The 20,904-nt window shown below is 54.9% G+C and carries 16 protein-coding genes; 8 read left to right on the top strand and 8 right to left on the bottom strand.

Annotated elements, in window-relative coordinates:
• Window positions 1-16 precede the first annotated feature (16 nt).
• A complete protein-coding gene (locus tag KJ970_03205) occupies window positions 17-1,621 on the bottom strand; it encodes a lamin tail domain-containing protein (protein ID MBU2689909.1) in 1,605 nt (534 codons plus the stop codon).
• 245 nt (window positions 1,622-1,866) lie between these two features.
• Window positions 1,867-2,928: a hypothetical protein gene (locus KJ970_03200; protein ID MBU2689908.1), complete on the bottom strand. Its 1,062-nt coding sequence runs from the start codon at window positions 2,926-2,928 to the stop codon at window positions 1,867-1,869.
• A gap of 473 nt (window positions 2,929-3,401) precedes the next feature.
• On the opposite strand from KJ970_03200, the gene KJ970_03195 reads away from it, so the two are divergent.
• Both KJ970_03195 and KJ970_03190 read left to right on the top strand, forming a co-directional pair.
• Window positions 3,402-3,965, top strand: coding sequence for a hypothetical protein (locus tag KJ970_03195; protein MBU2689907.1), 564 nt, complete (start codon window positions 3,402-3,404; stop codon window positions 3,963-3,965).
• A gap of 17 nt (window positions 3,966-3,982) precedes the next feature.
• A complete protein-coding gene (locus tag KJ970_03190; protein ID MBU2689906.1) occupies window positions 3,983-5,812 on the top strand; it encodes a matrixin family metalloprotease in 1,830 nt (609 codons plus the stop codon).
• Window positions 5,813-6,139: 327 nt separating this feature from the next.
• Here KJ970_03190 and aroC read toward each other — a convergent pair whose 3' ends face one another.
• Entirely contained in the window at window positions 6,140-7,222 is a 1,083-nt protein-coding gene (gene aroC, locus KJ970_03185; protein ID MBU2689905.1) for a chorismate synthase, read from the bottom strand.
• Between the two features lie 272 nt (window positions 7,223-7,494).
• Here aroC and KJ970_03180 point away from each other — a divergent pair, with 272 nt between their 5' ends.
• Complete coding sequence (locus KJ970_03180; protein ID MBU2689904.1) at window positions 7,495-8,445, top strand: hypothetical protein; 951 nt, start codon at window positions 7,495-7,497, stop codon at window positions 8,443-8,445.
• 21 nt (window positions 8,446-8,466) lie between these two features.
• A complete protein-coding gene (locus KJ970_03175; protein ID MBU2689903.1) occupies window positions 8,467-9,243 on the top strand; it encodes a hypothetical protein in 777 nt (258 codons plus the stop codon).
• Between the two features lie 11 nt (window positions 9,244-9,254).
• Here KJ970_03175 and KJ970_03170 read toward each other — a convergent pair whose 3' ends face one another.
• The 4 genes from KJ970_03170 to KJ970_03155 form a co-directional block, all read right to left on the bottom strand.
• Window positions 9,255-10,220 (bottom strand): flippase-like domain-containing protein, encoded by a 966-nt coding sequence (locus KJ970_03170; GenBank protein ID MBU2689902.1) that lies wholly within the window; start codon window positions 10,218-10,220, stop codon window positions 9,255-9,257.
• Window positions 10,198-11,919, bottom strand: coding sequence for a hypothetical protein (locus tag KJ970_03165; GenBank protein MBU2689901.1), 1,722 nt, complete (start codon window positions 11,917-11,919; stop codon window positions 10,198-10,200). Before KJ970_03165 ends, KJ970_03170 begins: the two co-directional genes overlap by 23 nt.
• Before the next feature lie 72 nt (window positions 11,920-11,991).
• Window positions 11,992-12,744: a prolipoprotein diacylglyceryl transferase gene (locus KJ970_03160; protein MBU2689900.1), complete on the bottom strand. Its 753-nt coding sequence runs from the start codon at window positions 12,742-12,744 to the stop codon at window positions 11,992-11,994.
• A 9-nt stretch (window positions 12,745-12,753) separates the two neighbouring features.
• Window positions 12,754-13,341, bottom strand: coding sequence for an HNH endonuclease (locus tag KJ970_03155; GenBank protein MBU2689899.1), 588 nt, complete (start codon window positions 13,339-13,341; stop codon window positions 12,754-12,756).
• 654 nt (window positions 13,342-13,995) lie between these two features.
• Here KJ970_03155 and KJ970_03150 point away from each other — a divergent pair.
• The 3 genes from KJ970_03150 (at window position 13,996) to KJ970_03140 (ending at window position 18,172) form a co-directional block, all read left to right on the top strand.
• Entirely contained in the window at window positions 13,996-14,664 is a 669-nt protein-coding gene (locus KJ970_03150) for a PorT family protein (protein MBU2689898.1), read from the top strand.
• 223 nt (window positions 14,665-14,887) lie between these two features.
• Window positions 14,888-17,212: a transketolase gene (locus tag KJ970_03145; GenBank protein MBU2689897.1), complete on the top strand. Its 2,325-nt coding sequence runs from the start codon at window positions 14,888-14,890 to the stop codon at window positions 17,210-17,212.
• A 132-nt stretch (window positions 17,213-17,344) separates the two neighbouring features.
• Window positions 17,345-18,172 carry a hypothetical protein gene (locus tag KJ970_03140; protein ID MBU2689896.1) on the top strand — a complete coding sequence of 276 codons (828 nt, stop codon included), beginning with the start codon at window positions 17,345-17,347 and terminating at the stop codon, window positions 18,170-18,172.
• A gap of 8 nt (window positions 18,173-18,180) precedes the next feature.
• On the opposite strand, the gene KJ970_03135 is transcribed toward KJ970_03140, so the two are convergent.
• Window positions 18,181-20,025, bottom strand: coding sequence for a M20/M25/M40 family metallo-hydrolase (locus KJ970_03135; protein MBU2689895.1), 1,845 nt, complete (start codon window positions 20,023-20,025; stop codon window positions 18,181-18,183).
• Between the two features lie 168 nt (window positions 20,026-20,193).
• On the opposite strand from KJ970_03135, the gene KJ970_03130 reads away from it, so the two are divergent.
• Window positions 20,194-20,826, top strand: a complete 633-nt coding sequence (locus tag KJ970_03130) for an energy transducer TonB (GenBank protein ID MBU2689894.1) — start codon at window positions 20,194-20,196, stop codon at window positions 20,824-20,826.
• Window positions 20,827-20,904 lie beyond the last annotated feature (78 nt).

Here is a 20,904-nt window from a genome sequence, read left to right as displayed (position 1 = left end):
GAATGATTCAATGGTATCAGCGGATCAGCAGAATCTTCCCCGAGGCCTGATCCTGGCCGGCATTCAGCTTGTAGAAGTAAACGCCCGCGGGAACACGCCGGCCCGCATCATCCCGCGCATCCCATGTTACGATATGGCCGCCTGTATTTAACATTCCATCGTATAGTCTGGTAACCTCACGGCCGTCGGGTGTGATAACCCGAAGGACCACACGGCGCGCATCGGGAATCTGAAAAGTGATCCGGGTGCCGTCCCGCGCCGGATTGGGGGCATTTCCAAGAAGCCTGAAACGGAGTCCGGACGCCCCTTCATCAGCGACACCGCTGGCCGCATTTGTCGCTCCGGGTGTGGGAACATCAAAGAAAATCCATTCCGGGCCGCCATCTTGAGAACGGCCGAAAGAGATATCGGTCGTCTGAGCCCCGAAGGTGAGGGAATCAATCACGACATTTCCATGGATATCGGAATCGTAAATGCCGACCTGTTCCCCGCCGGCGCTGAGCTTGAATGCCGTGTGCAGCGGGCCTTCATGCGCCTCGCCGTCGCACCAGACCAATAAGAATTCTCCTGAAAGCAGGAGTGTATCGGGAAAGACGAACTTGTTGTGATCATCAAGATTGTCGGTCAGGTACATTCCCTCCAGATTGATGTTCTGGCCGCTTCCATTGAAAATCTCAACCCAATCATCAGGGTCGCCCCATTCATCAGTATTTGTGGTCGCGTTGCTCGCCAGGAATTCATTCACATATAAAACGGGGGAAAGATATCCCACTTCATAGATATAGGCCGCGGCGGGAGCCGTCGGGGGATCGGTCGCGGAGAGGCCCAAATCATCCAGGGCCGAGACATAGTAAGAGACAAAGGTGCCATTCGATTGGGCTGGTATCGAAGCCCCATAGATTTCATCCCCGGCGGCGCCATCGTCGTGATTGCCGTCATCAAACATCGTGACCGTCGCATATCCGGCGCCCGCGTTGTAATGCAAGACGGCCTCCGTGAGAACAAGATCTTCGACGATCGTCGCCGTGACGGCGACCGGGTCCGAGTCGGTCGGATTGAAGGGGAAATGCTTTGTTTCGGTAATGTAGGGCGGCAGATTGTACGGCGCCGAGTTTTCCGACCCCGGCGTGTAATCCCCCATAAATGTGAAATTACCGGTTCCATTGGGATACCGGCCGAGTGATACATTGGGGATCTGCTGCGTAAAACTCAGAGTATCGACCGGTCCGTTTCCATTAAACAGAGTATTAAAGATCCCGATCTGCTCCCCATCCCCATCCAATTTGAAATTCGTATGAAGCGGGCCCTCGTTCATCTCATTATCGCACCAGATAATGATATAACCTCCGGTCGGAATGAGCGTGTCGGGAAGCTCGAATTTTGTGGGAAAGAAAAAGTCGTCGGTGAGAAACATCCCCTCGATATTGACGGATCCGGCGCCGGTGTTATGAATCTCGATCCAATCGTCAAAATCGGCGAACTCGTCTTGCAGAGCGGTCTCATTGGTGGTCATGACTTCATTGACGACCAAACCCGCCATGGCACTCTGGGGCAGCAAGAAAGAGAAAATGATACAGATTGCAGCGACCCCAGAGAATCTCAACCCTTTGATTATCCGCATGGAAGCCTCCCGATGCACACGCACAGCTGTTGAGCAGCGCTCTGTTGCGAGATCCGTTCTGGAGCGCCCATATTCTTCTCTATTATATCATAAATCGTCCCGATGGGGGCGGTCGAAGCACGACTCCCGGACAGGCTGTAAACAAACATTTATCGAGAGGATCAAAAAAAGGGCCCCCGCCGTGAAGCGGGGGATCTGTCTTCATGAGATACGGGGGCCCGTTAAAGATTTCGAAAGGATCGATCCTATCCGTCATTGTCTTCGCATTTGATCCCCCAGCGCCCGTTGAAGAAGCCTCGCCGGGCCGCGGGGACGCTGACCCAATGTCCCGACATACCGCCGAGCTCAACATCATCCGGATCGATCCACAGAGCCCGGAAGCGGCCGGAATTGGGTTCGCGATGCGAATAGCTGCCCCTGATGAATCCCAGAAAATCCCCATCACCGTCAAAATACTTTCCGAAGAGAACGGGTTGGGTCCGGTTCCGCTGGCCGTAATGACCCTTGAGGAAGCCATAGGCCGTTCCGTTATAGCCCAGCCAGACGCCACGGAAGACACCGCGATCCTCCCGGTCGCCTTTCCACTGCCCCATCACAAAGCCTCTCTCGCAAGAGCCGGCCTCGCGGCTGAAGGAAACAATAGAGACCTGGTGATCCACAATCGAGGTGCCGTAGACCTCATTGAGACTATCCAAATCGGCGAGGGTCCAGGTATGTGTAAAGGGTTCCGTCGTTAGGGTCAGGGTTTCCGTGCCATCGCTCTCATCAGATTTGATCGCCAGAAGAATGAGGACGGCATCGAAATGACCAAAGGTCGATGAAACAAACTCCAGGGTATCGGGGGCCGTCCGCGGCCGGACGAAGCGATCATCACGCTCAAACCTTATTTTGCGAAGGGCGAGGAGCGCTCCTTCAGAGCAGGTGAAGGATCCCGACCAGTCGACCTCAGGAGCATCTCCAAGAGAAGCCTCATCGGCGACGGGCAGGACCCCCCACGCCGCCCGGATCACATAGAGATCGTACAGTGAAGAATCGGCCAGGGCCTCGAGGATATCCGGGTCATCCTGCAGGGGGTCGTCTGCATATCCTTCGGAACCAACGAGATCCATCAAGAAGGGATCAGAGACAATCTCCGGCTCGTCGGTCTCAATATATCCGCCATTGGGATCATTCAGCTCCAGATCGGAATAATCATCGCCTGCGGCCCCCGGCTCCGGCTGATTGACATCATCTCCACACCCAGCCACCAGCAAACCGACAAAAAGGATGAATCCCAAATAGAGTAGCGTTCGTTTGCGCGACTTCATGATCAACTCCTATCGTTTGGGCCAGCGGCTCGCTGGATCCCGCTGCTCAATATCGTGTCCGACTCCTCCAGCATTGCACCCGTCTGCTGAAGTTCTTGTGCAGGAGATATGCCAACCCAGAACTCGATGGACGCAGGATGCCAAAATTTGGAAGCCGTCACAAAACTCGTTGTTGGACAATATGATAGTGACCAGATGCGATCATCTCTAAACTGAATCAAAATCAATCTTCGCAACCCGGGTGTCCGGGACGGTGCAATAGAGAAAAGCTCTTATACCATCAGGTCCACCATCCAGCGATTCCACCATCCCCTCGGATTGACATTCACCATTTAACCACGTATAATTCAAAGCACTAAGTGTGTAAGCACTTTCTTGAAAGACTGAGCGCGTCTTGGGATGGAAATCCCCGGTTGTGGCTCGGCCTGTGTTTGCGACGCCTGCATCAAATGGAGATGCGAAAGGAGGCACCCATGCATGGGAAGCATCGCCGAATGGCCTTCATGATGGTCTTAGGCCTTGCCCTTATACCGGCCACCCTCCTCGGCACAAGCGTTGTCCGTTTGGGAACCCAGGATCTGTTGGAGATGAGCCCGACGATCATCATGGGTGAAGTCCTGGAACAGGAGACTCGTTTGGCCGAGGATGGCGGTTATCCAATCACATTAACCACTATCGCTATTGAGGAAAGCTTCAAGGGCGCCCCGCGGCCTATCATCGAGGTTTTCACATTAGGCGGACAAGTGGATGACTTGATCGGTGAGGTTCCGGGTGAAAACAGTTTCACACCCGGCGAAAGGGTTTTCTTGTTTCTCTCCCCCAAGGAAGGCTGGGAGAACACCTATACGGTCTATGGGATGTTCCAAGGAAAGTGGTCGATCCAGTTGGATGAACGGGGTGAAGAGATTCTGCAGAACGATCATATCGACAACCTGCTCATTGAACCGGCCAAAGAGGTGGTTCCTCTAAATCAAGAGGGGCATCTAAACCTTGAGGATTTTGTAAACGCTGTCCGGCATAAGCTGGATCTGAACTAGTGGAAGGAGGACCCGCCATGCGACGTATTCTATGTCTTGGATTCCTCGGCATCCTCCTGGCTTCATTGACCGGGACAGCTTGGGGATATGCCTTATTCGATCCACCGATGAGGGTCGGTGATCCTGATCTTCCTTTCGTCTATACAATTCACTATGATATAGATGAACCCTCCATTCGGGATGATCACGAGTTCGAGCTGATAAAGCAGTGCTTCAGAAATTGGGGATGTACGCCGGGCGCCGATCTTCCTTTCGTTGAGGGCCCACATTCTCCCATCTGCGGTATCGCCAGCAATGGGGTCAAGACCGTTTCGGTTCAAGATTGCAATAACCTCTGCGGCAGCGGCGTTTTGGGGGTCACCTATAGGCTCCGGACGGCGCCGAGTGAGGGATTTTGGACAACGGGCACAGACACGCTCTTTTCAGCCCTCGTTGAGAGTGATTTTGTCTATTGCCGAAATTTCAATTGGGACGATCCGGCAGAGGATTGGCATCCCTGTCCAGGCAATAGGTACGATTTTGAGGGCGTCGGCACTCATGAGATCGGACATATGCTGGGTTTGGATCATTCAGCCTACGCAGCGGCCACAATGTTTTACGCCATCGCCCCTTGCGACAGCACCAAGAGTAGTCTGCACTTCGATGACCAAAGGGCGACCCGCGTTCTCTATAGAGAGGGTCGCATCTATTTGGGAACCGGGGATCATGACAACTTCAACGGGAGCTTGACGGTCACGAACTGTGGAAATTTTGGATTTACCGGATCAGGTGGCTGGAACGGCCAGTCCGGGCAATGGGGAAGCGGTTTTGTCTACCCTTCCGGTGGGGCCAACACGATTTTTGAGGCTTCGATGGCCTTTGGTTCAACAAACGGTCCTGTCTCCGATAATTTCCGTTCCGATGTCAACCCGGAAGATGATGATTTCATCCAGACATTTCCGATTCAGCTTCGTGATCTATCCGGTGGTGAGCAGACCGGTTTCGGTATATGGGATGATTCCAAGAACGATGAAACGCCTTATGGAGTCTCAACGGTTTTCAGGAGTTACTCCTATCCTACGAATCCGGATGATGACTATGTCATTCTCATGTACTGGTTGGTGAACGAGAGCGGCTCGACCATCTCCAATTTCCGGGCCGGGATCTTTGTAGATTTCGATTTGGCCAACTATGCGACCAACAATGTCGACTACGATGCTGATCTGGGATTGGGTTATGTCCATGACCCCTCAACAACCACCGAGGTCGGCTTGGCGGTACTGAATCCGGAAGGCGTTTCAACATTCCGCGCTATCCACGCGACCACCGAAACCTATTCGGATGCGGATAAGACGGCATGGCTGCAATCTGGTCTTACGCAAACCAGCATGGCGTCATCGGATATTGCGGTCTTGATCGCCACCGGCACGTTCACGATTGCCCCGGGAGATTCCGCCCTGGCGGCCTTTGCGCTCGTGGGTGGCGACGGCCATACCGATATCAGAGCCAATGTGGCCGCTGCTCAGGTGAAATACGCGACACTGACGAAGGATCCCCTCATCTCCGATGTTGGGAACACCTCCCCCACGTCCCGTATCGATCTGGCGCAGAACCGGCCGAATCCCTTCGGTCCCAGCACCCAGATCTCCTTCGCCTTGCAGAATCGCGCCGGTGTGTCCCTCATCGTGACCGATCCTTCCGGTCGTTTGGTTCGGACACTCCACTCTGGTGATTTGGATAAGGGGCGTCACACCTTCATGTGGGACGGCCGGGATAATCGCGGCAATCCGGTATCTACAGGAATGTACTTCTACAGCCTGAAGACCCCGGAGGGAGTGCAGAGCCGCAAGATGATGCTGCTGAAATAAGAAATGGGGTGTGAGGTCCAAAGACCTCCGCATCATTCGATCGAAAATCAAAGGTCCACTCGCCGCAAGACGAGTGGACCTTTTCTTTTAATAAATGATTAGCTGGAGACGGCCTTATCTTTCTTTCCTTTGTCCTTTATAATTTCGAGAATTCTCCTCTTGATTCTCTTCTTCCGGCGCTGCCGTCTGCGTTTTATTTCTTTCTCTCTCTCCGAACCCATGAAAACCCTCCGTTAAAAAATCGGTCTTTGCTCACCATACTCTCTCAATGAGATGCCTCAATAACCCTCCCTCAATAATACGCCCTCAAGGACAAGATAAACTAGTTTAGATCCGACTTCCACCCCTATGGATCAGCCATAGATCCGCCAGAACGAGGGCGGCCATCGCTTCAACAAGGGGAACGGCCCTGGGAAGGACACAGGGATCGTGGCGCCCTCCCGGGCTTATTTGCCGGGTACGCCCCTGTCGATCAACAGTCTTCTGCCTTTTCTGTATCGTCGCCGTCGGCTTAAAAGCCACCCGAAGCACGATTTCCTCGCCGTTTGAAATCCCTCCCTGGACCCCACCTGAGTCATTCTTTTCCGTTCGAATCAATCCATCTTTCGCCGTGAAGGGATCATTATGCTCGGATCCCTTTAAAAGGGTCCCAGCGAAACCGGCGCCGATTTCAAATCCCTTCACCGCGGGCAGACTCAGCATCGCCTTGGCCAGCTCCGCCTCCAGTTTCCCGAAAACAGGTTCTCCCAGCCCGGCCGGCGGGTTCGATACTCGGAGTTCGATGATTCCGCCCACTGAATCGCCTTCCATTTTCGCATCATCAATCAGCTTGATCATTTGGCGTGCGGCTGCCCGATCGGGACAACGCACCGGCGTCCGGTCGATCACAGCCCGGGTCAGCCTCGCCGGGATCCTCTCCGCACGTATATTCTGCACGGCCTGAACGTAGGCAAGTATCCGGCATTGCGTCACTTGCCGCAGCAATCTCTCAGCGACGGCTCCGGCGGCGACCCGCCCGGCGGTCTCACGCGCCGAAGCACGCCCCCCGCCCCGCCAATCCCGGATCCCATATTTCAATTCATAGGTGTAATCGGCATGGGATGGGCGGTAGATGTCTTTCAGCTCCTTGTAATCACTTGACCGGTGATCTTCATTTTGTATAAGAAGGCTGATCGGCGAACCGAGTGTTTTTTTGTTAAAGACACCTGATAGTATCTGAACGCGATCCTTTTCCCGCCGTTGTGTCGTGAGACGGCTTTGCCCGGGACGCCTGCGATCCAACGCTGTTTGAATATCCCGCTCGGACAAGGGCAACCCGGCCGGACATCCATCGATGACACACCCCAACGCCGGTCCGTGCGACTCACCCCATGTCATGACCCGGAACATTCGGCCGATTTGGCTTCCCATCCCAAAACCTCCGTGCCGCATTGTGGCGGAGCGCTCCGCGCTGGGGCGTCCAGCGTATCCCCGGCTCTTCTCAACCAGGCTGGATAATCCAATAAAAATAGGACCCTTACAAGGCGGCGGCTTCATGCAAAGAGGGTGAATTTCCCCTCTTTCATCCAGGGTACCCTTCGGCTTTGATCTCTCAATTTCTTGAATAATAAGGAGATACGAGAGAGCCCCTTGCTGGCACAACTCTCGCTTTACAGTCAGTGTCAATCCATAAGGAGGATGTCATGCAGCGTCGAACCCCCTCAGGCCATATTGGAATCTTCACTGCAGTCGTCGGATTGCTGATAGTCCTTTTCTTTGTCGGGTGCGGCAAGGACAACGACTCCACGCCGACCGCCTCGGCCGCTGAGGTTTCGGGCGAATCCGGCCCCCAGTTCATCTTCTCCCCTACCGCGATTCAGACATCCCCACTAGGTGATGAGAGCACTAAAACAAAGTCCATCAAGTCCGATGGCGGCCACCTCGATGTCCGTGGATTCAAGGTCATTTTCCCGAAAGACTGCCTTGATGAAGAGACGGATGTGACCGTCAGCCTGCTCGATGAAGAGCGCTTGATGATCAGGATTGAACCCTCTGATTTGGTTTTAAATTCACCTGTTAGCATCGAGTGGGACAAGCTGGATCGCACTGATAAAAAGGAAAGCGAAGAGAATTCGCTTGTGGTGCTCCGCGCCGACGGGAACGACTGGATTCCTATCCCCACGCAATTGGATAACAAGAAACTCCTGGCGGAATCGGACCGACTCGGCGACTTCGCCCTCGGCAGATCATCCGCAGACACCGGTGACATTGAATTCGTCCGCTATCTCAGCGGACCCGGCTATGTCACAAAACTCATCGACGCCGACAAGGGGGGCGAGGTCAAGTATGACCGCTATAAGGTTAAGTTCCCTAAGTACGCGCTTGATGAGGATACCTATATCACCGTCCGCGACCCCGGCAGCGATTACCTGATCTGTGAGCTGGAGCCCCACGGAATCGTCTTTAACGTTCCCGTTGAGTTGGAGATGGATTTCAAGGACCTCGATTATATCCCATTTACTGATTGGACGATCTGGTGGTTCAACGACGGCGCCGGATGCTGGGAAAACCAGGGCGGCACCTTCGCCGGAGAGAAGCTCAATGTCGATCTCAATCACTTCTCAAAATACGCCGCTGGAAGAGCCGGCTGGTAAGCGAGAGACGAAAGAGATCCGATGATAACCCGTGAAGAAGACAACAAGAGAGACCTGGTCATGAAGCCCCTCGGATATGATATAAGATTGGTGATCTTTGTCACGACGGTGATCTTCATGGCCATTGCCATCCTCCTTTGGAATGGAGCCGGGGTGGAAACGCCCACCCCGTCCGTTCCGTTCAGCACGCTGGCTTTCTGGTTTTTCCTTTCCCTCGCGGCGGAAACCTTCTGGCTCCCCGCCTTCGGCAAAAGGGGCATGGTCAGCATGTCCTTGGCCGCCAACATCGCTGTTCTTTTTGTTCTACCGAGAGTCCAGGCTCTGAGCATCACCTTCAGCAGCGTGTTATTGGCTGATCTCATCCTTCACAGAAGAGGAGCCATCCGGGCGGTCTTTAACGGCGCCCAAAGCTCCTTTTCCCTGGCGCTTGCCGGGATCATTTTTGATTTCTTTATAAAATCCTCCGGCGCCACGGGAAGCCAGCTCCTCCTGCTCTGCCCCCTCGCTGTCCTGATCACTTTCCCGGTCTTCGTCCTGTCGAATTCACTTCTCGTTTCAATCGCCATTGCATTGGAAGCAGGGAAACCTTTGGGGACGACCTGGCGGGAGAACTACGGCAATGCCAATCACCTTGTTTCCTGCGCCGTTCTCTTCCTTTTGGGATTGGGACTAATTCTGGCGGTGGAAACGGTCGGATTTATCAGCGGATTTGCTTCTCTATTGTTTATCTTTGTTATACGCAACGCTTACAAATATCAGATCCGCCGGCGCCAGGCTCTTCCCTCTTCCGCGGCCTGATATTCTGTAGCCTAATCTTCCGCAATCAAATCCTTCTGCTTCATCTCCATTGCGGTTTTCGTGAGGACGGATCGTCCTTCCGGCAGCGCTCTTCTCAAAAACGGCAGCCCGGCGAGGGAGGGAACCCAGTAGGCAAATAATGTATAGAGAAGCCCCACACCCAGGATGACCTCGGCCGGCGCATAGGCGCTCAGCAGAAAAACCAGCGCGCCGTCCCGTGTCCCCATACCGGAAAGCGTAATCGGAAAGAGCCCGACAAAGATGGCCAGAGGCAGAGCGCCCGCTGTCTGCGCCAAGGTCACCGGATGGCGAAGCGCGATGAAACAGAGGTAGGTTTGGAAGATGGAAACAAACCATTTCACAACCGTATAGACAACGACGAGGATGAGCGCGGCGGGATGCGAGGCCAGGACTTTAAAGGCCTGAAGGAGATCGCTGATCTTCGGCCGGAGTTTCGCCGGCAGGGGCCAGCGATCCCCCGTCGTCACGAGAAGGATCAGGCCAAGCGTGCCCGCGCAAAAGAGCCCGCCTGAAATCCAGAGAATTTGACGCCAGCCGAAAAGGGCCGCCCCGGCCACCGAGAAGAGCAGCAGCACCAGGACGTCCACCGCCCGCTCAACCAGCACAGTCCCGATCGTCAGCCCTACCGGCACGCGGTCCTTCAAGTAATAGGCCTTGATCAAATCTCCGGACTTGCTGGGCGTAATCGAACTGACAGGCCAGGCGGCCATGATGAGGTCGAAAGCGGTCCGCAATGAGATACTGTATCCGAGAAGCTGCAGGATAAGGCGCCAGCGAATAGCGGCAAAAAGCGGGAGCAAGACAGTTAGGAGAAGGGCTAAGGTGAGTTGTCCGAGGTCGGCTCCGCGGAGAACCGCCATGACCTTTCCGAACGGAATTTGCCGGAAAAGCACGGCGAAGAGAACCGCCGTCATTAGGATCATCAGGGCCGCTTTAATTCGCGGATGAAGTGTCATCCCGACTCCTGCAATCCATGAGCCCTTCGGAATAGGAAATTGTGCGGGTGATCAATAGACTCCGCCGGTGGTTGAGTCTCTCAAGATCTTCCGCCGTCAGATCATAGCCTTCCACATCGAGTTCCTGAGACTGAAAATACCGGCTCTGGGGAACGTACCGCGGTGAGAATTCATCGCCCAGCGTGCCTTTTAGAACCTCAACACCCGGCTCCAACCGGATGGTGTCAGTCATTAGACAGGAGTCCTTTTCAAAGATGATTTTTCGAGTGAATTGAACCGGTGCGATCCCTGAGCGCAACATCAGCAGTTTTCGAATCCACCCCTTGATATTGTAAGCCATCCCCGTATGCCAACCGAAGGTGAGCATAAAGAGGCGGAACAGGATCATCTTAAGAGGAGTGAAAACTTTATGTACAACCTTGTGAAGATGGCCGGAAATTTCCAGTACATTGTCATTCACTTCGGTTTTATAATCCGGATCCATCCAGCCGGTCGTCACTTCGCCGCCTTTTTTCAACAGCAAGCGGAGACCGCAATCGTTAAAGATGAGCCGGCCGGTATCCGAGCGAAAAAGCTTTAGAACGCCGCCCTTTCCGAGACTTGTCACTGCGTAATAATTGTCGCCCCGCCGCGCCGCCATTATCGCCCCGGGCCAATATTTCTGAAAGGGCGGCCGCTCATAGGGCAGCGGCTCCAAAGATTTTTCAACCGGAGCATAATCCAGATAGGCCTCAAGGAATTCCGGTATACGGTATTTGAAATAACGGTCCTCCTGGATCTCCGGAGGTACCAACTTGCCCTCGCCCAAGGAAGCCAGCATCGCTTCGGCGACGGCGGCGGCCAGCGGATCGCTGCCGGCTCGCATTTCAAAACCATGGGGATAAAAATGAACCGTCTGCCGGCTGCTGACGGTCCCGGCGAAGAATCCATTGGGATAAACGAAGTAGGAGCAGAATTCAACCGCGCGGAGGATAACATCCTCCAGCCGATCATCTTTGTATAAGCGTCCCAATTTTTCCAAGAAGGAAACGGTGGCGGAAAGATAGCCCAGATCCGGCCCATCATACTCCAGGCACCACCCTTCCTCGTTGGTATAACCGAGAAAATCATTGAGACGGTCATGGAACCCTTCAAGCAGCTGCCGCTCACCAAGAATATCGTAGGCTTCATAAATCGGCAGAATCGCCATGGCATGGTGGTTTGCGAGCACTCCCGGTTCATCATAACGGGCCAAAAATCGTCCGGCCTTAGAAAGGCTTTTCAAAAAACGATCCCGCAGGTCGCCCGGCATCAACGGCGCAACCTCGCGATAAGCTCTAGCCATGGCATAGACAAGGAACCCGGTCGGACCGGCCCAACCCCTTTCATTGGGATAAAATTCATCGAATGACCCGTCGTTCTTCTGAATTTTTATCCAGTAATCCATGGCGGCAAGCACGATTTTCAGAATTTTGGGATGGCGGTGGTATGGGTTGTTTGAAAAGGGATGCGCATAAACAAGGGCCAGGGACTGAATTCCGAATTGAGCAATACTCGATGGAAAATCAGTCGAGCGGCATAACCAATATTCGCGGTCCATGCACCCATAGGTAGGCGAAAACTCTTCTCTGTCGGTCACCGACAACAAACGCGGTATTTGACGGATCGCCAAATCGGAATATATGCCGCGTCGTGACGGATCCCGGTATTTCCCCTTCATCGATTAAATATTCCTTATGAGCCGGCAAAGAGGCGGTTTGTTTCTATGAGCCGGAACCGCACAACCGCTCCCTCAGCGGATTTCGGCGCGCCGGCGAACGAGATATGCCAGCACCAGCGAAAGAATCATTCCGGCAATGGAAATCAATTGAACGGTGGACAACCCGAACGCCACGTGCGGATTCTGCCGGGTAAATCCGGCGATCAGTCTCTCTAAGGAGGCCAATCCCAAATAGGCGCAAAAGACAAGACCGGACGGCAGCTCCCGTTTCTCCATCCGTTTTAAAATGATGAAGATCCAGATAGCCATGAGGGATTCATAGATCGGCGTGGGGTGCACCAATTCCGTTGTCGGTACAACCCCCTTGGGAAAGGCCATCGCCCAGGGAACGTTGCTTGGTCGCCCATAGCAGCCATCCCCCGCGAGGAAACACCCGATCCTGCCAAAAGCGTAGGCAAGAATCAAAGCCGGACCGAAAGCGTCGGCGACGGGACCAAGGGGATGCTTTTTTATTTTAAGTACAAGCAGGCCCGCCAAAACACCCCCGGCCAGGCCCCCATACCAGACCAGGCCCGCACCCGATACAATGGTCCTGAACGGGTCTTGAAGGACCTCATCCCAGTGCTCGATGAGATAGTAGACATGCCCGCCAACCAAACCGCCGATAAGCGCCGCCCATGTATAAATTTCACCTTCTTGCGCGGGAATACCTCGGCGATCCAGACCACGCAGGAGCACCCAGCGCCCGGCCAGAAAAGCCAAAGCGGCCATGAGCCCGAATGAATAGAGCGTTAAGGGTCCGATCCGAAAGAGGATGGGTATCAAGGCCGGCCTCTATGCATCCAGTTCAACATTCCAATAATGATCGGAGATAAACGATTGCCAGGAGACCTTGCGCCTGGCCATGGGAACGGTCAAGGTCGGAGACCATGTCGGCTCTTTCGGCGGCCTCATCAAATGCATCCCGGCTTCCTCCAGTGTCCGATTGCCCTTGCGGCGGTTGCAAGGAAGACAGGCCAGCACGCAGTTCAGCCATGTGGAAGTGCCACCATGTGACCGGGAGATGATGTGATCCACCGATAGCTCGGTTGGATCTTTCCTCCGGCCGCAATATTGGCACCGGAACTGATCCCGGCGATAGATATTGCGCCTTGAGAAAGGAATCTTGCGAACAGGGAATTCATCGTACCGCGTCAGGAGAAGGACTTCGGGAATCTTTATGCGGAGACAGACGGTCCGGATGCAGGGCTCTTCCTCATTGACTCTCAGATTCGACCAAGAATCAAAGTCGTGCACCGTGAAGTCATCAGGAAGAATAATACTCGCGGTTTCCCGAAAGACCATAGAGATGGCTTCCCGCACGGTGGTTGTTCCGATGGGAACCCAGCTTCGATTGAGGACCAACGCTCTATCGTCGAGCATTTTCGTCGCTCCTCTGACCTTCCGCCCGAATTTCTGCGATGTCGATCAACCTCACCATGAATATATCATAGGCCATAGTGCCGATCCATTGATTCCATATAATCTTCATAATAATACCGCGTCAAAAACAACGCGTCCCAAAACACCGTCCCCCAAAATGCCATCCCCTAAATAGTATCGACGGAGTTGCAACGGTGTGTAACAGTTGTTCGCCACGGGACACATTGATTGCCCCAGAACGATCACGCATCCCACCTGGATCATCCCGAACCCCGCCTTGAAAAGTCCGCAACTCTCAACAAAACAAAGAGTTGTGAACCTGAGCCCATTCTGGCATGGATGTGGCAATTATCATGATCCGGGACATAGCGTCCGGGTGGACCAGCGTCCACTCTTTTGGGTGCCGTGGGGAAATAACAGTCCGGCCCCGTAAGCCCTGCGGCACCCCTCACTCCCCTTTATGACTTCTGGCAAAACTCCCGGATTTTCACTCATTTCGGTTCCAAGCAGGGCCGAAAACTAAGAAAAGCCCCGCGCTTGGGGCTGATCCGCTCCAAATACGGCATCACAGCTCGAAGCATGTCCGAGAAGTTTAACATTTGCCCGGCGTTCTTTGATGTCCGGGCGAGAAGGACAAATTCAGGAGGTTTGTTCATGACCAAGATCCTTGCCACTGTCATATTGATTGTAGTTTTTTGCGCCGCCCCGGTTCTGGCCGAGCAGACAAAGCCGGTTTCCTTTGCCGTCAAGGGCGGAATCAATCCCGCGTTTCAAGAATTTGAACCGGATCCCGAGAATCGTGACGGGAATCTCATGGGATTCGGGGGCGGCGCGACATTGGGTATCAATCTCGGTCCGTACTTTTCGATCGATACCGACCTGCTCTATGTCCGCAAGGGGGGTAAGTACGAGGACAGGTACAGGAATGGGAATGAGATGGATGGTGAAGACCGCATCTTCAAGAGCGAGATCGCCCTGGATTATGTCGTCGTCAATCCAATGATCCGTATCGCGCCGAAGACCGATGGCGCCAGGCCCTTTCTCATGGCCGGTCCGGAGTTTGGTTTCTTAATGACGGCTGAGTGGTCCTTTGACAACGACATGGGCAAGTCGACACAGGATGCGAAAGATGATTTCAAGGAGACCGATTTCGGTATCAATTTCGGCGCCGGGCTGGAAATTCCCACAAATAGCTCCACGGCATTCTTCGTGGAGGGGCGCTATTCCCTCGGCATGACCGATATCGTTGTTGAAACCGACGTTGAGAACAGCACGACTATCAAGAATCGCAGCATTTTTATCTTCGGTGGGATCCGTTTCTAACCCCATATCCTCCATTCCGGGAAGAGGCCGGTCGTAAAACCTCTTCCCGGATTCGGCGCCCTTCTCTCCTTGACCCTCGCGGGCCCTCTCTGGCACGATCGCAGGGTGTCTCCAAAACGTGGAATCCACTTCAACCAGGACACCGGGACCCGATCTATTGGGTGAGGAATTAAGGGAGGATGGTGCTGTGGCCATGCAATCTCAGAAATCGGTCGGTTCACTTATCGAGAAGCAATCACTTCATTTCGAGCACTGGGAAAAGATCAAGGATCTCATCGATACTTGCATCGACATGATGCTGAACCACAGACAAAGCGGGCATCCCGGTGGAAGCCGCTCCAAGGTTCAGATGATGGTCACGCTCCTGATGGGCGATCTCATGCGCTGGGACATCCGCCGGCCGGAAGCCCGTTTCGGCGACCGCTTCATTCTCGCCGCAGGACACACCGCGCCCCTGCTCTACGCCACATTGGCCGTTTTGGCCGAGTCCTTGAGGGCGAAATTCGAAGAAACGGGTGATTCCCGCTACCGCCTGAACCCGGAGCATATCGTCTTTTGGGAAGATCTTCTGGGATTCCGGAGACACGGCGGGCTCGCCGGACATGCCGAGATGGAAGGGAAAACACTTTTTGTTAAAGCCAACACCGGCCCCTCGGGGCACGGAAGCCCTTTCGCAATGGGTGAGGCCATGGCCCTGAAGAGGGCGGGCGCCGAGGGCGTCAAGGTTTTTGCAATGGAGGGTGAGGGCGGATTGACCCCCGGCGGCGTTCATGAAACGAAAAACAGCGCCTGGGGACTTGGATTGGACAACCTCTATTTCCTCGTCGATTGGAATGACTTCGGCATCGATGATCATCGCGTCAGCGATGTCGTTCCGGGTTCGCCGCAGGAATGGTTTGAATCCCATGGATGGCGGACTTTCGGCGCACAAGACGGCACTGATTGGACCCAGGTGGCCAAAGCCTTGACGAATTTGGTTCATGGGCCCAATCCCGCAAAGGTACCGGGCGCTGCCTGGGCCAGAACCAGGAAAGGCCGGGGTTATCTAAAATACGACAACGCATCGCACGGCGCGCCCCACTCGCCATCCAACTGCCAGCTATATTGGGAAACAAAAAAGCCGTTTATGGAAAAGTACGGCGTCGAGTTCGAGGGATTCGGTGAACCCCGGCCCGGCGACACTGCCGCCTTTAACAAACAGGTCAGGAATAATTACGCAAAAGTTTTTGAGATGATGCGCAAGGATCGGGACCTGATCGATTATATGGCCGACACCCTCCTCCAGATCGGCGATTCGATCCCGGAGACCATCGACGGATATCGTTTCGGCGGCCCCACATCCCCCTGCAACGACGCGGTTATAACGGATTTCGAAAATTACCCTGAATCCATGTGGGCAAAACCCGGTGAGAAGAAACCTAACCGGGCGGCGCTCGCCCGATGGGGATCGTGGGTCAATGCCTATTCAAAGAAAACCCATGGGCGCCCGCTCTTTGTGATTTGCTCGGCCGATCTTGCCGATTCAACGAATATCAGCGGATTCGCCTATGATTTTGACGAACTTCCCGGATTCGGAAAATATGAACGGAATTCAAATCCCGAGGGCGTTCTGCTGCCCCAGGAAATCACCGAGTTCGCGAATGCGGGACTGGTGTGCGGGATGGCCAGCGTCAATCTTTCAAAAAAGCCCTTTGAGGAATTCGATGGGCTTTATGGCGCCTGCTCAACCTATGGATCTTTTGTCTATCTCAAATACGGCCTGATGAGGCTTTACAGCCAAATGTGCCAGGATACGCAATTCAAAACGGGCAAGGTCCTTTGGGTGGCGGGGCACTCGGGCCCTGAAACGGCGGATGATTCCCGGACTCACTTCGGAATTTTCGCGCCCGGTATCACCCAGCTCTTTCCCGAGGGACAGGTGATTGATGTCCATCCTTGGGAATACAATGAGGTGCCTGTCGTCATCGCGAGATCACTCCTTGCGAAAGCGCCGATTATCGCCCTGCACCTGACACGCCCCCCCATTGAGATCCCCGATCGCGCCGCCCTCGGCATCCCCTCTCATTTCGAAGCGGCCAAGGGCGCCTACATTCTGCGCGACTTCAAGCAAGGTCAGCCCAAGATGGGCACCGTATTTGTACAAGGGACCGCGACGACGAGTAATTTGATCAAATGCCTGCCTGATTTGGAGAAGAACGGGTTAAACGTGAAGGTCGTCGCAGCCATCAGCCCTCAGCTCTTCAACCTCCAACCGAAATCGGTCCGTGAAACAATCCTATCTGATGCAGACCGGTTCGATTGCATGGCGGTTACAAACCGGTCCCGCCGGCTCATGAAGGACTGGCTCTCGAATCCTGTCGCCGATGAATATACAATCTCTTCCGACTGGGATGATCGGTGGCGGACAGGCGGCACGCTGGATGAGGTGATCGAGGAAGCTCATTTATCCTGCGATTGGATATTGAAGGGAATCGAGCGGTTCGTTAAAGACCGGGATGAGCGCCTGGCGACTCTTCGCCGCTATTTGGACGCGGCGGAAAAGCGCTAAGAGATGCGCGCCCCAGCGTGGCGGTTTCCGGCCGGAGTCCTTCTGCTTTATGGAATGGCTCTGGCCGTTTCCGGTTGCGCGCACCGCCTTGATTTTGAAAGGCCGGAGTTCCTTGGCCTTCAATCCGGAGGAATGACAATCTCGGCTCAGGCGGTTGCGGCGAAACAATCCAGCTTGAAGTCGCCGCCGCAACCGGCATGGGAGGATGTCCTCTGTCTCTGCCGATCGGCAAAGACCGGCGACGGAACGAATGATCCCGTATCGTTTCTCGCTTCTGGGCGCCCCAAAAAACCCGGCTTGGTTGAGCCGGGTCCCTTCGAAGCCTTACTCCAAACAAGGGCCGGTCTGTGGTTCGGAGGGCTTTCTTTGAATCCCCTGGATCTGGGGTTTGTCCGCCGGGCGCTGGAGTTTCTCGATGTGCGAACCGAAGATTTCTACCTTGCCTGCGGTACGGCGCATGAGTTTCCGGAGATAACCGATGAGAAGAGGAACACGCAGGTTTCTCTCACCCTCGTCGACACAAACAGGTTATACAAAGAGATTAGACCCCTCTACAACCGCCCGCTTGAGATCGATGTCGTCGAGGCGGAGACGGCGCAGCCGGTGGAATTTGCAAAGATAACCATCAAGCGCATCAGCGAGGTGGGTTTTTCCGAACACTTCCGTTGCTGTGAAGCGCTCGATTGGGCGAAAGTCAAATTTCTAGGCCCCAAAATCCGTGAATTGACGACCGACGCCGCCGGTCTCTTTGTAGAAGCACTATCCGATACGGCCTCCTACCTTACGACACCGGCAAAGCATAGTATCCACGTGGAAGCTATTGGATATCATCCGATCAATAAAATCCTCTGGTTTTACAAAAAAAACGATCCTATCCGCCTTCATGTTGAATTGTACCGCGCCGCGTCATTTCAAGATCCGCCTCCTATCGGAACCATTACAAAAATCGAGACGGAGTGAGAACCACTTTATTTCCGCTCCTCGAAAACGGTTTTAACCCTCTGCTCCGTTCCGGAACGCCTGAAGACAAGCTCAACCTCATCCCCCGGCTTGTGGGCTTTCAAAATCGAAACATAATCCCGGAGATTTTTCAGAGGCAGGCCGCCGACCTCGATGAGGAGATCCCCTTCCAGAAGACCGGCCGATGCCGCCGGCGAATCGGGTTTCACTCCTGAGAGGCGGACACCGTCATCCCCTTCATAGGCGAAATCCGGGATCGTCCCCAGGTACACCGTATAGGAACCGCCGGATCGCGGCGCGGCCATGCCGGACGCCGAAGTGCGAAAGGCCGGCCGTGCTGAGGAACGCAGGGAATCAACGAGGGCAAATGTAAAATCCGTCACGCGGCAGAGGCCCTCCGTGTCGATTTTATCCCAGGTATCGGTCGGCTGGTGGTAATCGACATGCGGCGGCGTCATGATATGAAGCACAGGAACCCCCTTCGCATAGAAGGGCGCCTGATCCGACGGGCTGCCGGGATCCTGAACCGATCTAAGAGCAAGACCGGGCGTCGCAACGGTACGAACACTATCAACGATCTCGGCGAGAAGCGTTCCGCTGCCGGTACCCATTACTAGAAGATCCCCATCCCTCAAACGCCCGACCATGTCCACATTAACAACAGTGGCGACATCCCCCAGTGGAACGATGGGGTGATCCGCCAGATACCGTGATCCAGCCAAACCGATCTCCTCGGCGGCAAAGGCCGCGAAGACCAGGCCGCGCTTGGATTTATTGTGTTGTTGTGAAAATCGGCTGGCCAGCTCCAGCAGCAGCGCGATGCCGGAAGCATTATCATCGGCGCCGGGATAATAGACGAATTCACCCGAGGGCGCGTTGTCCCCGCGGCCCAGATGATCGTAGTGCGCCGTCACAAAGACCCACTCACCATTCCCGGGAATGGACCCGATGACATTCCTGGGGGATTTCAGAGTGCGGTCCATCGCAATATTCAGATCGACGCGGATTTGACCCTGTTCAGATCCCGCCAGCGTGGATCCCGCCAGTCTCGATGCCGTCGCCGCATCGGCGCCCATCATTTCCAGCAACTCGCGGACGCGTGAAGGGCTGAAACGTACAACCGGAATCGGAGCGGTGACATATCCGTCGGATGGATTAGGCAGGGAAACTTCTTCGGTCCTGATTGAATTCCAGGGATCGGATGATACAAACAATGCCTTCGCGCCGGCGGCCTCGGCATGAATCGCCTGTTCCACAAGATATCCCCAAGGGTTGAGCTGCCAAGGTGGGATCATCATCATAGATTGGGCGGCGGGAGTTTCCCGCTCCAAGATCAAGATGGCAAAGGGTTCCGGGAGCTTGGATCCAGGATGGCCCGTACCACCGGGGTGGCCGCTCCCATCGGAGGAGCCCAGGCCATCGGGATGGATCCGGACCGCCAGATCCTCGAGCTGAGCGTCCGCGGAGATCCCTTCCGGCGCCCAGATGTGGCCCGGTTCATACCAGATCCCGTCGCCGTTTTCAAGGATCCGGAGCCGGGTTCCTTCCAGGGGTTTAACATTAATTGAGATTTCAAAAGCCTGATAAAAACCATCGTCCCCAGCCGGTTGAAGCTGCAACCGCTCCATCTCTCCGCGGATGAAGCCGGCGGCCTTGTCCAGGCCGGGGGAATTAACACCCCGCCCTTCATACGCCGGTGAGGAGAGTTCCTGCACGCACTTCAGCATCCGATCCCCCGGGTCCCGGGTTGATGAATCCTGCTGGTTTTGAGAACAGGCATTCAGCGCCGCGCCGCAGAGCAGCAGAACACCCCATATCCGCAGATCACAGAGTGATTTGTAACATCGTTTCATGATCCCTCCGGGTTCAAACCCACCCGCCAGGATAACAAGAACGAGCGACACCATCCATTGATTCTGGTATGATCGGGGTGAGGGAAGATGGCACCTCCTCTGCCGGGGCTCGATTCGACGGGTTCCACTCCCATTCCCGCGGAGTGGCCCGCCTGAGGAGGATCATCCATGAATGCCGCCTCTTTCTGTCATGGCCTGCCTTTTCGATATGATCATATCTATCCCCGGCGCATCCTGGTCGGCTTTCTCACCGGCTTGGGTCTTCACGCCATTGCCTGCTTCGTTGCGCCTCCCTATGTCCACCCTGTGATTCCGATCCAAGAACCACCCGCAGGCTTCATCATCCCATCTGAAGTGATCATCCCCCCACCACCGAAACCGATCAGCCGTCCCGTCCCTCCCGGCGCCGGCAACCAGGGGGAACTTGTTCCTGTCCTGGATGACGATCCCATGCCCCCGCTTGAATCGCTTCCCGTGCCCCCCGCGCCCCCCGCGGAAGGAGGGTATTCCCCGGATGGCGTTTTTATCGTCATTTCGAATAGACCGGAACTGCTCCACATCATTCCCCCCGCATATCCCGAGATCGCGCTGGAGATGGGATGGGCGGGAAGAGTGCATGTGGAAATCCTTGTCGGCGAAGAGGGAAAAGTTAAAGCCGTGCGCTTTCCCTACAGAGAAGCGCCCGAAATGATAGAGGAGGCGATTCGATCGGCTGTTTTAAAGTGGATCTTCCGCCCGGCCCTATCGGGAAACCGGCCCGTATCGGTTTGGGTGCCGCAGGTGATTGAATTCGGGTTCTGAGGGCCGCAAGACGGCTGGGGATCGCAGATCTTTGAATTAGAACTTTGATGCGGAAGATACCGCGTGCAGCCCCTGTAA

This window comes from Candidatus Eisenbacteria bacterium (genome assembly GCA_018831195.1).
In the GTDB taxonomy this organism is placed as follows: Bacteria; Eisenbacteria; RBG-16-71-46; order CAIMUX01; family JAHJDP01; genus JAHJDP01.
The sequence above is the reverse complement of the archived record's forward strand: the minus strand, read 5'-3'. Positions and strand labels throughout refer to the sequence as shown.

Excerpts from the sequence above, each read along its gene's own strand:
- KJ970_03150 (MBU2689898.1), top strand. The coding sequence starts at position 13,996 with ATGACCAAGATCCTTGCCACTGTCATATTGATTGTAGTTTTTTGCGCC.
- KJ970_03195 (MBU2689907.1), top strand. The coding sequence starts at position 3,402 with ATGCATGGGAAGCATCGCCGAATGGCCTTCATGATGGTCTTAGGCCTT.
- KJ970_03140 (MBU2689896.1), top strand. The coding sequence starts at position 17,345 with ATGACAATCTCGGCTCAGGCGGTTGCGGCGAAACAATCCAGCTTGAAG.
- aroC (MBU2689905.1), bottom strand. The coding sequence starts at position 7,222 with ATGGGAAGCCAAATCGGCCGAATGTTCCGGGTCATGACATGGGGTGAG.
- KJ970_03205 (MBU2689909.1), bottom strand. The coding sequence starts at position 1,621 with ATGCGGATAATCAAAGGGTTGAGATTCTCTGGGGTCGCTGCAATCTGT.
- KJ970_03200 (MBU2689908.1), bottom strand. The coding sequence starts at position 2,928 with ATGAAGTCGCGCAAACGAACGCTACTCTATTTGGGATTCATCCTTTTT.
- KJ970_03170 (MBU2689902.1), bottom strand. The coding sequence starts at position 10,220 with ATGACACTTCATCCGCGAATTAAAGCGGCCCTGATGATCCTAATGACG.
- KJ970_03155 (MBU2689899.1), bottom strand. The coding sequence starts at position 13,341 with ATGCTCGACGATAGAGCGTTGGTCCTCAATCGAAGCTGGGTTCCCATC.
- KJ970_03175 (MBU2689903.1), top strand. The coding sequence starts at position 8,467 with ATGATAACCCGTGAAGAAGACAACAAGAGAGACCTGGTCATGAAGCCC.
- KJ970_03135 (MBU2689895.1), bottom strand. The coding sequence starts at position 20,025 with ATGAAACGATGTTACAAATCACTCTGTGATCTGCGGATATGGGGTGTT.
- KJ970_03190 (MBU2689906.1), top strand. The coding sequence starts at position 3,983 with ATGCGACGTATTCTATGTCTTGGATTCCTCGGCATCCTCCTGGCTTCA.
- KJ970_03165 (MBU2689901.1), bottom strand. The coding sequence starts at position 11,919 with ATGAAGGGGAAATACCGGGATCCGTCACGACGCGGCATATATTCCGAT.
- KJ970_03130 (MBU2689894.1), top strand. The coding sequence starts at position 20,194 with ATGAATGCCGCCTCTTTCTGTCATGGCCTGCCTTTTCGATATGATCAT.
- KJ970_03180 (MBU2689904.1), top strand. The coding sequence starts at position 7,495 with ATGCAGCGTCGAACCCCCTCAGGCCATATTGGAATCTTCACTGCAGTC.